Below are 13617 nucleotides of genomic sequence, written 5' to 3'. Positions count from 1 at the left end.
TCTAAAACTCTCCTAATTTATAACCGATGCCCCATAACGTTTTAATATATTGAGGGGAAGAGGGATCGTCTTCAATCTTTTCTCTAAGCCGCCGCATATGTACGTTAATGATGTTTTGATCACCAAAGTACTCTTCATTCCAGACGGAACGGTAGATTTGTTCTTTCGTAAACACTTTTTTGGGATTTGCCGCAAATAGGCACAGCAGCTGCCACTCTGTTGACGTCAGCTGAAGCGGTTCTTCGTTTTTCAAAACTGAGACATTGTCTATATCTATTTCAAGCTGGTGAATCCGGATCACCCTATTCTTAGCCGGTTCCTCCGCCGAATATTGCGTCGCCCGCCGTATCGCGGCTTTTACTCTGGCTGTCAGCTCAATCATTGAAAACGGTTTGGCAATATAATCATCCGCCCCAAACCCCAGTCCTAATGCTTTGTCCACATCTCCGTCTTTTGCTGAAATCATCAAGACCGGAACGTTGCTTTTTTCCCGGATGATTTTCAGAAAATCCATGCCGTTCAGCTTCGGGAGCATGATATCAAGGAGAATCAAATCATATGAATCGTGCTGAAACAGCCGGATGCCTTCTTCACCGTCGAAAGCATGCACGATCTCAAAGCCTTCTTTTGTTAAATAATGATCCACCATTTCACTGATTGAATGGTCGTCTTCTACTAGCAATATTCGCTGCATCTTCTCACCTAACCTTTGCAAAATCAAAAAACACACACGTGATTACACTTATTGTAATTGAAAAACGTGTGTGTTTTACAAAAATTATTCATTTTTACCTGTTTTCAGTTTTCTATATTCCATGCCCGTTATGACAATAAATACAGCTGCGCATCCAATGGTTTGAGTAAGCTGGAGCCGCTCACCGAGAAATAAGGCTCCAAAGAAAATCGTCAAGACAGGGCCTGCCATTGAAATAGTGGCAGCTCGCAGTGCCCCGATTCGTTTTATGCCCTCAAGCATCAGCACAAATGGAATTACAGTGGAGACGACTGCGATGAACACAAACAAACCGTACACAGCAAGCGGATATGCTGTCATTGGCGTATTCATGCCGATCGCCTCCTTTATGCCTGTGTAAAGCATCATGGCCGCTCCGGCTGCTGTCATCCCGTAAGCATTGAGTCGGATGCCGCCGATTTGATGGACGAGACGCCCGGAAAGGACAAGATAACCAGCATAAACGGCCGAGGATAACAAAATGAATACAGATCCAATCATATTCGCCTGAAAAAGCTCAGCATTCCAGCCGCCGAGCGCAAAGAAAAAACCGATCATGACCATCAACACTGCGAAAAGGTCTTGGATGGAAACCATTTTCCGGTCATAACACGCGTTGAATCCGATCATAAACACCGGATAGCTCATCAGCAAAATACGCTCAACCATTGCGGATACATGGTTCAGCCCGATAAAATCAAACAAGGGAGACAGAAAAAAACTAAACACTCCCGCGACACACGCCCTCCATAGATCTCCTTTTTTCATATCGTCTGGCATTGGAGGACGGTATAACAAAAAGATCAGCCAAAACAGCGGAACAGCAAACAGCTGTCTGTATAACAATACCGCGTCTGGCTCAGCACCCATTTGATATGCCCATTTAATCCAAATCGACTTAGATGCAAAACAAGCCGTTCCGATCAGCAAAAAAACCGTACCTGCCGATGCCTTGCGAATCTTACTCTGCTCTTCTACTCTCATCTCAGCTCAGCTTTTCTCCTTTACTTGTTCAAATGCTTTTGTATAAAATCCAGAAGCGTATTTCCTTGAGCCGTCAGAATGACACCCTTCCCGCCGCAAGCTGGACATGGGCTGCCTTCGATTTCTCCTGCTCTTTCACACTCAGGGCATGCGACCTCAAGATCATCAGTTGCTATGACCACATGACATCCTCCTTTCCTCTTCATCTGTTATGCACCCACCAGCCATCATCCATTGGCCGTCACCTCCTTTAAGACACAAAAACCCCCGTCCTATGCAAAGGACGAGGGTCTCGCGGTACCACCTTTATTAACAGCTATACAGCCGTTCACTCTCAGTACAGAAAACATCCGTTTCGATACGCCTCTCTTGGTAACGGGGAGAGAATCCCGGCTTCGCCTACTATCCGTTCAGCAAAGCAATTCAGAAGCCCATTCGGCATCAGGGGAGGATCGGTTCACACCTGCCACCGACTCTCTGAACCTCACACACTGACGCGTACTTACTCTTCCTCACGATTGTTGATCCGTTCTTTTGTTAGTAAAATTTATAATACTCGGTTAATTTTAAGAAGTCAATTCTTAATCCGATTTTACGCCGAGTGCCTCCAGCGCCATTTTGATGTGCTCCTCCTGCTGTGTCTGAAGAGCAAACTTGGCAACTTCCAGCGGATATGACGCCTGCATCTCTGAGATGTGTTCCTGCATTTTTGCCCATACGCGGCCGCCTGCTTGATGATAGTATTCAAGCAAACGGGCAGTTTCCTCTTCCCCGAACAGCATTTGATAAAAGATAAAATCTTTTGCAGGATCAGCGACTTTGGCCTCTGTCCAATCTAGAAGGCCTGTGACATGTTCATTTTGGCCAATCAAAATATGCGGTGGATGTAGATCACCGTGTATCAGTACGGAAAACTCCGGCCAATATGCATCATCATTTATCCACGTGTGCCATCTTTGCCAAAGCTGTTCAGACACTCCAAGCTTGTTCTTTACGTCATCCATAGATTCAACTATGTTTCGCCTGACTTCTTCCGGACTCATCACTTTTATACCAGATTGGCAAGCGTCTGCTGGGTTCACTCCATGTAATTCAGCCAGTATCTCGGCTAGTGTCCTTATAAAATGGTCTGACGGCGGCTGATGATTCATATTCCATACATACTGTTTCTGTTCCAGATCAATCACAGCAGCTGGCGTTCCTTTTAACATTGGGTAAGCAATCAATTCCGGTGTGTGAATGTTCCAATCCGGTACATCAGCTGTAAGAACCGTGCGGAGAAAGGCAAGCGTTCTGCCTTCTGAAACTGCTCTTTCAACAACATCACTTCGCCGCGGTTTTCGCAGCACCCATGGCATACCTGTATCGTCTTCGGCGAATACAACTTGAAAATCCATTCCAGTTTCATTTAATTTCGCATTTTCAGAGTGAACCGCCAAACCTTGGTTGCGTGCAAGCGCAACAGTCTCTGTGATCAGCTGTATGTCGTTCTGGTTTGTCATCTCTTTTCCCCTTTCTCATGTTCCGCCTGTCGTAGAGAGAGGGGATGTTGAAGCACAAAAAGAGGGCCGCATCGCTACCCTCTTTTGATGACAATATAAGGGCTCATACATAGGCAGATTCATCCCGATTCTCCGCATTCAGGCGAGAGTCGTTCACTATTGAATTCGTATCAATCGGAATCTAATGAATGCCATGCTGTAACCCCTCCGTTCTTTGTATGTCGTTTACCTTTTTACATCATATTCCAATTATGAGCTGCTAGAACAATGAATCAAGTCACTGGTGCAGGATTAAACAAGCACAAATCATTATGAAGGCCCCACCGGTCCGCCCACGTTTGTTTTCGGCCGCTTGCCACATCCAGAATCGTCCTGAAGATTTCCCAGCCTACGTCTTCAATACTGGCTTCACCTGTTGCGATTCGCCCGGCATTAATATCGATTAAATCCGCCCAATGCTCTGATAATGAATGACGTGTCGATACTTTCAGCACCGGTGCAGCGGCCAAGCCGTACGGTGTTCCCCTTCCTGTCGTAAAAACCTGCAGATTCATGCCTGCCGCCAGCTGAAGGGTACCACACACAAAATCGCTTGCCGGTGTCGCCGCAAACAGCAGGCCTTTTCGCTCCGCCTTTTCACCTGGGCCGAGCACGCCGGAGATGGGGCTTGTGCCTGATTTCGCTACCGAGCCTAACGCTTTTTCCACCACATTGGATAATCCGCCTTTTTTATTGCCTGGTGACGGGTTTGCGCTTCGGTCTGCTTCCCCCCGCCGCAGATAGCTGTCATACCACTTCATCTCTTCGATCAGCGTATGTCCGACCTCTTCACTCACAGCCCGCGGCGTTAATAAATGAATCGCATCCCGCACCTCTGTCACCTCAGAAAACAAAACCGTTGCCCCTGCGCGAACCAATAAATCAGCTGCATACCCCACCGCAGGATTCGCTGTCACGCCCGAAAACGCATCACTGCCGCCACATTGCAGGCCGATGACCAGATCAGAAGCTGGGCAGGTCACACGGGCTCTGCTGTTCAGCCTGATCAACCGTTCTTCCGCCATTTCCAACATGGACTGAATCATTGCCGCAAAACCTTGATGATCCTGAAGTGATAGAATGTCATCCTGATTCTCAGAAGCAATTCTTGACGGGAGGAGCTTTTCACATCCTAATCCGATCACCATCACTTCCCCGCCGAAGTTCGGATGCTTCGCCAGATTTTGAATCGTGCGAATCGGAATGACGGCATCCGGCGCATTGATCGCCACACCGCAGCCGTATTGATGGTGCAGTGGTACAACATCATCGACATTTGGATATTTCGGCAGCAGCTCTTCTTTTATCCGTTTGACTGCATAATCCAAAACGCCAACGACACATTGAACACTTGTAGTGATACCGAGAATATTTTTCGTCCCCGCACTGCCGTCCGCATTTCGATACCCTTCAAACGTGTAGCCTTCAAGAGGCGGAAGCGGTTTGGGCACTCTGTTTGCGAGAGGAAGATCGTCTAAAGCCGGAGGAGCGGGCATTCTTACGAGGGCTTCCCTTATCCAGCTCCCGCGTTTGATCGTCTCATCGGCAAATCCGATCACCTCACCGTAACGAACAATCTCATCTCCTTGATTCAGATCGGTTAAGGCCACCTTATGGCCTTGAGGTACATCCTCTTCAAGTACGAGTCCACATGAAAAAACAGTGCCCTTTGGCAGTCCTCCGTCATTAACAATAATCGCCGTGTTATCTGTTTCATTCACTTTGATGTAAAGGGGCGCTTGGTTCTTTCTGAGGTTCATCGCCATCTGAAAATCACTCCTCATATCATAGTAAGCGTTTTCTATATCGGTTCAAAAAAGCCGCAGCTCTTTGCGGCTGTAGTCTACAATTATTTCTTATCCATGCCCTTCAAAATTTTGTCACGGACAAATTTCAGATGCTCATACATGTGGTAATGCGCTTTGTAGGGGTCTCTTTTAGCAAGAGCGTCGTAGATTTTTTTGTGATATTCGACCGTTATATCTCTCTCCCTGTACGGTATCTGGCTGTCAATTTTCGCATGGGTGATCAGCAGGGATTGAATCATCCCTTCAACAACGGGGTTATTGGCACTTAATGCAATAATTCGATGAAATTCTTTATCTGCTTCACCATAAAGATTGTCAGTGCTGCTGGCTATGTCGTCGATTGTCTTCTGCAAACGCTGAAGCTCATCCTCATTAATTTTTTCCGCAGCAATCGTCACAAGTCCGAGTTCTAACGCCATCCGCGCTTCAATGATAGCCGGAAGATTATCAGTGGCCAAGGCAAGCATGACGGAAAATGGCTGCATGCCGATTTTATCGTTGAAATACGTGCCGCCGCGGGTTTTTCTCGTAATCACCCCAAGTGTCTCTAGTGAGCTGAGGGCCTCGCGAAGCACCGGCCTGCTGACATGCAAAATGTCCATCAGTTCCATTTCTGTCGGTAATTTGTCTCCAGCCTTTAACTGTCCGCTCGATAATAAATGGACAATCCGTTCAATGACCTGCTTGGCTAATGTTTTCCGATTGACTGTATCGACTTTCAGATCTTCTAAACCTTCGTACACGAACAACTCTCCCTTCAGTTGTTCAATTGTAAGACAAAACAGCCAATATGACAATATTTGCAATAAAACTTATCGCACAAGACAAGGGCGTTTGCGGTCGAACTCCCAGTTGCTGATCAAAAACTGCATAGGGACCGCATCATTCCGCGCGCCTAAATTCATTTTTCGATAGAGTTCATGGGCTTTTTCCACTTGTTCCATATCAATGTCAATACCGAGACCGGGCTTATTCGGCACCTTGACACAACCCTCAGAAATCTCAAAAGGCTGTTTCGTTAAACGCTGCCCGTCCTGCCAAATCCAATGGGTATCAATCGCCGTAATGCGTCCCGGAGCCGCTGCTGCCACATGGGTAAACATTGCAAGGGAGATATCAAAGTGGTTGTTGGAGTGAGATCCCCATGTCAAACCCCAATCATGGCACATTTGCGCAACCCGCACCGAACCCTGCATCGTCCAGAAATGGGGATCAGCCAGCGGAATATCCACCGCATGAAGCTGGATCGCGTGACCCATTTCCCTCCAGTCGGTCGCAATCATATTTGTTGCGGTAGGAAGCCCTGTCGCGCGGCGGAATTCAGCCATTACTTCTCGGGCGGAGTAGCCGTTCTCATCCCCGCACGGATCTTCCGCATACGCGAGCACATCATGCTTACCTTTGCATAATGCAATAGCTTCCTCTAATGACCAAGCCCCGTTCGGATCAAGAGTGATCCTTGACTCTGGAAAACGTTTTGCTAATGCGGTAACAGCTTCAATTTCCTCCTCTCCCCGCAGCACCCCGCCTTTCAGCTTGAAATCCTGAAAGCCGTAGCGCTCCTGCGCAGATTCAGCAAGACGTACAATGGCCTCTGGGGTTAGTGCTTCCTCATGGCGGAGACGGAACCACCCGCAATCTGACTGCTCATCGCTTTGATATGGCAAAGTCGTCCGCTTTCGATCGCCGATGTAAAAGAGGTAGCCGAGCATTTTCACTTCATCACGCTGCTTCCCTTCGCCAAGCAAAGCCGCGACCGGTTCTTGAAGAAACTTTCCAAGCAAATCTAACAAGGCCGCTTCCAGCGCTGTGACGGCATGTACCGTGGTGCGCAAATCAAACGTCTGGATGCCGCGTCCTCCCTTGTCTTGATCGGCAAACTGCTTTCTAACCGTTTGCAATATTGACTGGTACGCACCAATGGATTTTCCGACAACAAGCGGTTCTGCCAGCTCGAGTGTACGGCGTATCTGTTCTCCGCCAGGCACCTCTCCGACTCCCTGATTTCCGCTGCTGTCAGTTAAGATCACGATATTCCGGGTGAAAAATGGGCTGTGTGCGCCGCTTAGATTCAGCAGCATGCTGTCATGTCCCGCAACAGGGATCACCTTCATCTCACAAATTGAAGGAATATTCGATCTCTTTTCTTTTTGAACCTGCTCTTGTATTGGTGAACTCATGTATTTTCCTCCTTTTATAAAGCGCTTTCATTAATGTTAAACAGGCAATGATTGATCGGGGTCCTGCTCTTGCTTCTTTAACACGACCCGTTTGATCGGCCCGACCAGCAGCAAATAGCTGAGGATCGCCGCAACCGCATTAGCACCGACAAACACGAGCGCGCCATTAAAAGATCCTGTGGCATTTACGATGTAGCCGATAATAATCGGCGTTGTAATTGAGGCTATATTTCCGAACGTGTTGAACAAACCGCCGCTTAATCCTGCACACTCTTTCGGAGACGTGTCCGACACGACAGCCCATCCCAATGCGCCGAATCCTTTTCCGAAAAAAGCAAGTGACATAATGACAACGACGAGCCACGCTGAATCTGTATAGTTGCAGACAATCATACTGCAAGACAGCAGCATGCCGACAATGATCGGCGCTTTTCTTGCAAAGGTCAGCGAACGGCCTTTTTTGAGTAAGATGTCTGACACAATGCCCCCAAGCACGCCGCCGGCAAATCCGCACAGCGCCGGAAGAGAAGCGACAAACCCCGCTTCAAGAATAGACATGCCGCGGGCCTGAACCAAATATACCGGAAACCATGTGAGAAAGAAATAGGTGAGAGTCGTAATGCAATATTGCGCGATGTACACGCCAATCAGCATGCGGTTCGTTAACAGCTGTTTGATATACGGCCAGTTCGATTCTTTTTCTTGCTTGCTTTTGCTGTCATCCATGGAAATCAGCCCGCCGCCCTGTTCGATGTACGCGAGCTCGGCTTCGTTGACCTTCGGATGTTTTTTCGGTTCATACACTGTTTTTAGCCAAATAACAGCCAGAAGAATGCCCGCGGCACCCATGACAACAAAGACAGAATGCCAGCCGAAAGAGTGGGTGAGCCAGCCCATTAAAGGAGAAAAAATGACGATTGCGAAGTATTGAGCTGAATTAAAAAAGGCTGAAGCTGTCCCGCGCTCAGAGCTTGGGAACCATGAGGCAACAACTCTGCCGTTTCCGGGAAATGAAGGCGCCTCGGACAAGCCGACCAGAAAACGCAGTGCAAACAACAGGATAATCGCTGTGCCGGCGGAGAAAAAACCAATCGCCCCCTGCAGCAGCGTAAAAAACGACCAGAAAAAGATGCTTAACGCAATGACAGTCTTTGAACCAAACCGGTCCAGCAGCCAGCCGCCCGGAAGCTGCCCGATGACATAGGCCCAGCCAAAAGCAGAAAAGACATAGCCCATAGCGACCGAGTCCAATCCCAGATCATGCTGGACGGAATCTCCGGTGATGGAAAGCGTGGCCCGATCCGCGTAGTTAATAGAAGTCACAAGAAACAGCATAAAAACGATGAACCAGCGTACAGACGTTTTTTTGCCCGCCGGCGAAACATTCGCATAGTCTTTTTTCATAGTATCTTCTCCTTTTCAAAGTAGAGAATCATATGCTGGCTGTGATAAAGCTGGGAAAGAGACGTCCGCCTCTTTCCAGCACCATTATGGCTTTACAAACACGGTTTTGATTGCCGTGAAAAAGTCCTTCGCCGCCTCACCCTGTTCGCGGGAGTGAGAACTCGACTGCTTCATGCCGCCAAAAGGCGCCTGAAGCTCAACACCCGCGCTTTCCGCGTTAATCCGGACAAGCCCCGCGTCAATTTCATCAACGAATGAAAGCATTCGGCCGATGTTTTGCGTGAAAATGGATGCGCTTAAGCCGAACTTTACATCATTGGCGATGTTCAGTGCCTCCTCCATCGCGTCCACCTTGATCAAGGCGATCACTGGGCCGAAAATTTCCTCTTGGGCGATCGTCATCTCAGATGTCACATTGTCAAAAATGGCGGGCTGAACATAATAGCCGTTTTGATACTTACCGTCCTCTAGCTTTTCTCCTCCAATCAAAAGGGAAGCGCCCTCTTGTTTACCTTTCTCAATGTACGACAGGCAGTTGTCAAGCTGATTCTTGCTGGCGATCGGTCCCATCCAGACATCCTCTTTTAAGCTGTCTCCGATCGTAATATCCTTTGTGCGCTGGAGGAGTTTTTCTTTAAAACGGTCGTAAATTCCACTTTGCACGATGACGCGGCTTGTCGCGGTGCACTTCTGGCCGGTTGAACGGAAGGCACCCGTAATGACAGCTTCTGCTGCCTCTTCAAGATCAGCGTCATCGGCTACGATGACCGGGTTTTTGCCGCCCATTTCAAGCTGATATTTGGCTCCTCTCGCTAAAGCGGCTTGCCCGATGATTTTCCCGACTTGATTTGAACCCGTAAACGTAACGGCGTTTACACCTTCATGCTCAGCAAGTCCCTGCCCGACAACAGAACCCGGGCCTGTCACCAAATTGATGACCCCTGCCGGGATCCCTGCTTCTTCAAAGCAGGCAATGATTTTCGCGCATGTCACAGCTGTTTCTGTCGCCGGTTTGATGACAACGGTATTGCCGTATACCAATGCCGGGGCCATTTTCCAAATTGGAATCGCCACCGGGAAGTTCCACGGAGAAATCACGCCGACCACACCGAGCGGTACACGGGTGGTGAACATGAGCGCGTCTTTGTCAGTAGACGGAATCACGTCACCCATTTTGCGCATGCCCTCTCCGGCGTAATAACGCAGAATGGCAATTCCGCGGGCTGTTTCGCCTTTCGCTTCGGGCAGTGTTTTTCCCATCTCACGCGTTTCGCAGGAGGCGATTTCCTCTAAGTGCTGCTCCATAATATCCGCTGTTTTGTATAAGAATTGGCCCCGCTCGGCTCCCGTCAGCTTTCTCCAAGCCGTTTTGGCTTCATTGGCGGCCGCGACGGCCCGTTCCACATCTTCAGCCGTTGAATTCTGTACATAGCCGACAATATCGTTTACATCCGCAGGGTTTTCGACCTTGACCATATCGCCTGATTGAGACTTAACCCACTCTCCGTTAATAAAGTTGAGATACGTATTTTGTTCCGTGATCACAGACATGCCCATTGCCCCTTTCATGTTTTTTCTGTTTATCAAACCGTCGCGGCTTTTTTCGGAAAACGGTCAGCCGCCTGCTTCAAAATCGCTTCTAATTGCTGATAGTGCTCTTTTTCAACCGGGCCGACTGGCGGTCTGGCTGTGTTTCTCACATTCAATCCCATGATCTCCATGCCCGCTTTAATCAAAGATACGGCATATCCTTTCCGTTGCTTGCGAATGTTGTTGATTGGAAGAATCACATGCTGATAGAGCTCCTTCACAAGCTCGTTATTTCCGTTTTTCAATGCGTCATAGAACATCCGGGAAATATGCGGGATATAATTTGAAATCGCTGAAGAATAGGAGTGAAACCCGATCGACAGGTAAGCCGGCATCGTCACTTCAGCCATCGGCATTCCGTTGAGCCATCCTAAGCGGTCGCCGAGCGTATAAACGAGATTAATATTCAAATCCATATTCCCCACCCCGTCCTTCACACCAACCAGCTGTTCAAATTCTGTCAGCCGCTTGATCTGTTCAAGAGAGAGAACGGCGTTATCGCGCTGATAAAGAATTGCATTCAAATCGGTGCTTTCAATAATCGTTTTCGCATACTGATAAAGCCCCTCCTGTTCGCCATGCACCAAATACGGAGGCAGGAGCAAGTATCCGTCGGCGCCTTTTTTCTCCGACAGCTGCGCCCATTCAAGCGCTGTACTGAGGTTACCGCCCACCCCCGTGTAAACCGGAACCTTTCCTCCGGCTGCCGAGACTGCAACTTCCACCATTTGCTCGTATTCTTTCTGGCTGAGGGATTGAAATTCACCAGACCCGCAAGCAATAAAAATCGCTTCCAAGCCTTCTTCAAGCAAAAACTCGATATTTTGAAAAAGAGCTTCTTCCTCCAGTTTTCCTTGTGTATTAAAAGGTGCAACCGGAAAACCTAATATTCCAGCGGGTGCTTTTCTGATATGGCTCATCAACATAACCTCCTATTATTTGTATATACAGCCCCTAACTGAAAGCGCTTTTATTATTTTTTGGTTTTACATCCGCTCCTTCCCTATATCCTTTTGTTTAATTGTAAGACAAATAAACAATAAGTCAATATCTTTATTTTCTGATATTTTATAAATTAACCAGTAAACCGCTGTCCCACCGGGGTTCTGTAGCAACAAAAAAACAGCCGGATCGGCGGCTGTTTTGGTTTACATCGTTCTTTGTTTCATCGTCTCGTGCAAAAGCTTCGCTTCCAAAAAGAACACGTGAATGAATTTTTTCATATTCACTCTTGCAGGGGCGAGAGGTTTTGCATCCTTGGATTGGAGTTCTTTCATTTTCTGGCTGACAACCGGAAAATCAAAGAATTTCGATGCATAGGTTTCAAATTTCGGATTTGAAAAATCAGTTGTCCCTAATGAAGCAAAATGGTGCAGTGAATGGATAATCGCTCTGCGGATGCGCTGCTCTGAGGCTTTCATTTCTCGATTGACCTCCGTTTCGGATGCCCCTGCCCCCAGCTTCCGTTCCGCTACTTGGGTGAAGATCTGTTTGAGCGAAGGGATATGTTTTTCGTACGGCTCAGATTGCTCATGTTCTGCCAAATACTGGAGCACGGCCATGAGATCATGTGCGCCGCCTTCCCCCATCATGCCCAGCTCGGACAACAGGAATGTTCCTGCTTCTTTTAAGCCGCTGTCACTTTGCTGCTGAGGGCGCGCTTTCTGTTCAGTCCGATTGACAAGCCGGCTTAGAGAGTGCTGAATAGCCCCAATCGATTGCTCAAGCTCGATCCGCTCCTTCACCTTTTGGAGAACCGTGACAATTTCTATGCGGTTAATCGGCTTATGGATAAAATATTCGATGCCGAGCGAGTACGCTTCCCCGACCATTTCCTTCGCTTCCACTTGTGAGATCATCACGATTTTGCCGGAGTACGTATTCTGGAGCTGGCGAATCGTCTCAATGCCGTCTCTTCCGGGCATTAACAGATCAATTAATAAAATATCAATCTGCTTGAATTGCAGCATATGCCCTTCCACCTGGCTCCCGTCGTCCGCTTCACCAGCAGCTTCTCCGAGATCCTCATCTTCAATGATCTGCCTTAAAATTGACCGTACTGCACGGTCATCATCAGCGATAAAAAAACGCATATCTTTCGGTTCATCCTTTCTGAATCAAATGCCGGACAGGCAGCGTGATGGCAAACACCACACCCCGCTGCTGGTTATCAAACGTAATATCCCCATCTAGTTCAGTCACTATTTCCTTCACATAGGAAAGTCCGATTCCCGTAGAAGGCGTGCCAAATTCGTCATATTTTGAAGTAAAGCCCGGATCAAACACAATGTCTCCTATTTTTTCAGGAATACCGGGACCATTGTCTTCCACCTGAAATTCTACCATACTCTCATTTGGCCTACGCAGGCTCAGGCTGATCATCCCCTCTTCTCCCATGGCCTCTACCGCATTTGCCGTTAGATTATTAATAATCGAAAGCACGATAAATACGTGATATTCGTCATGCTCTCCCTCTATCGAGCAGTGAAAATCAATCTGCTTTTTCAGTGATTCAGCGTACTTTTCATTCATTCGAATCACAAGCTGCAGCAAATCAGAAGCCCTCATATAATCTCTTAAACTCTCATTCGAAATCAGTTTTGAAAGCCCTGCGAAAATCCGCTGGTTGTCTTTTTTCACTTCATGAATCTCTCCGGCCAACCTCAGGATTCTGCCGCTGAGCTGATCATCCTTGCCCTTCACTTCCCGATAGAGCTGATACGAATCGTTCGTCACTTGCTCTGTCGTTTTCAGCGTCTTTTTTAAATGCACCGTTTCTTCGTATAAATTCGAAACGATCATCAGCATGTGCTCATGCTGCCGCCTCGTCTGTTTTTCTCTCGACTGCGTTTCATAAAGCTTCAGCACAGTATAAAAACTCATCACGATAAATGTGTGAGAAATCGCAATCACTGCGATATCCGTGATTTTCTCAGGCGTGACAACCGTATGAAAAATGAGAAACTGCACGGCCAGCTCGACACAATCTGACACAATTTCAATCATAAACCCGATAAAACCGAGCATAACCGGCCGTTCGCGGAAACGATTAGCCTTTAATACGGAAAACAGACAGGCGTAAGTCATATAAAAGAAAAAGCCAGACGCTTGGTCATACAGAATCGGAGTCAGTCCGCTGTGTCCCCCGCCCCATAATTCCAGGAAGACGCGAAAGATGAAAACCGCCGCTCCAGTCAGAAATCCCGGCAGCACAGCGGGCACTTGCCGCAGCAGCGATAAGAAGAAGAAAAAAGCGGGTGCGCCAAAGCTGATCCGGAACTCTTCATTAAGGGGATAAAATTTCAGTTCACCTGCCAGCGGCACCGTAATCAGCATGAGAGCCAGTATATATCCGTCTTTTTCAAAAAAACGTTCCA

At 47.8% G+C, this 13617-nt stretch carries 12 protein-coding genes and 1 other annotated feature; all 12 genes read right to left on the bottom strand.

Annotated features, from left to right (window positions below):
• Position 1 precedes the first annotated feature (1 nt).
• On the bottom strand, positions 2-682 hold the full coding sequence (gene ycbL / locus M0696_RS01495) for a two-component system response regulator YcbL (RefSeq protein ID WP_166854744.1): 681 nt from the start codon (positions 680-682) through the stop codon (positions 2-4).
• 96 nt (positions 683-778) lie between these two features.
• A complete protein-coding gene (locus M0696_RS01490; RefSeq protein ID WP_248602401.1) occupies positions 779-1717 on the bottom strand; it encodes a DMT family transporter in 939 nt (312 codons plus the stop codon).
• A gap of 20 nt (positions 1718-1737) precedes the next feature.
• Positions 1738-1899, bottom strand: a complete 162-nt coding sequence (locus tag M0696_RS01485) for a hypothetical protein (protein ID WP_003241325.1) — start codon at positions 1897-1899, stop codon at positions 1738-1740.
• A gap of 94 nt (positions 1900-1993) precedes the next feature.
• Positions 1994-2242: a binding site (T-box leader), on the bottom strand.
• Between the two features lie 56 nt (positions 2243-2298).
• Positions 2299-3219 carry a macrolide 2'-phosphotransferase gene (locus M0696_RS01480; protein ID WP_248602400.1) on the bottom strand — a complete coding sequence of 307 codons (921 nt, stop codon included), beginning with the start codon at positions 3217-3219 and terminating at the stop codon, positions 2299-2301.
• 272 nt (positions 3220-3491) lie between these two features.
• Positions 3492-5024 carry a galactarate dehydratase gene (garD, locus tag M0696_RS01475; protein WP_222143472.1) on the bottom strand — a complete coding sequence of 511 codons (1533 nt, stop codon included), beginning with the start codon at positions 5022-5024 and terminating at the stop codon, positions 3492-3494.
• An 83-nt stretch (positions 5025-5107) separates the two neighbouring features.
• A complete protein-coding gene (locus M0696_RS01470; protein WP_166854405.1) occupies positions 5108-5809 on the bottom strand; it encodes a FadR/GntR family transcriptional regulator in 702 nt (233 codons plus the stop codon).
• 69 nt (positions 5810-5878) lie between these two features.
• A complete protein-coding gene (gene gudD / locus M0696_RS01465) occupies positions 5879-7246 on the bottom strand; it encodes a glucarate dehydratase (protein WP_248602399.1) in 1368 nt (455 codons plus the stop codon).
• Positions 7247-7282: 36 nt separating this feature from the next.
• Entirely contained in the window at positions 7283-8650 is a 1368-nt protein-coding gene (gene gudP, locus M0696_RS01460) for a glucarate transporter GudP (protein ID WP_166854407.1), read from the bottom strand.
• Between the two features lie 84 nt (positions 8651-8734).
• Positions 8735-10201 carry an alpha-ketoglutaric semialdehyde dehydrogenase GucD gene (gene gucD, locus M0696_RS01455; protein ID WP_248602398.1) on the bottom strand — a complete coding sequence of 489 codons (1467 nt, stop codon included), beginning with the start codon at positions 10199-10201 and terminating at the stop codon, positions 8735-8737.
• Between the two features lie 32 nt (positions 10202-10233).
• A complete protein-coding gene (gene kdgD, locus M0696_RS01450) occupies positions 10234-11160 on the bottom strand; it encodes a 5-dehydro-4-deoxyglucarate dehydratase (protein WP_248602397.1) in 927 nt (308 codons plus the stop codon).
• Between the two features lie 228 nt (positions 11161-11388).
• Positions 11389-12333, bottom strand: a complete 945-nt coding sequence (gene glnL / locus M0696_RS01445) for a glutamine utilization two-component system response regulator GlnL (RefSeq protein ID WP_222143468.1) — start codon at positions 12331-12333, stop codon at positions 11389-11391.
• Between the two features lie 10 nt (positions 12334-12343).
• Positions 12344-13576, bottom strand: a complete 1233-nt coding sequence (glnK, locus tag M0696_RS01440) for a two-component system sensor histidine kinase GlnK (RefSeq protein ID WP_166854745.1) — start codon at positions 13574-13576, stop codon at positions 12344-12346.
• Positions 13577-13617: the final 41 nt, after the last annotated feature.

This window comes from Bacillus rugosus (genome assembly GCF_023238245.1).
In the GTDB taxonomy this organism is placed as follows: domain Bacteria; phylum Bacillota; class Bacilli; order Bacillales; family Bacillaceae; genus Bacillus; species Bacillus rugosus.
The sequence above is the reverse complement of the archived record's forward strand: the minus strand, read 5'-3'. Positions and strand labels throughout refer to the sequence as shown.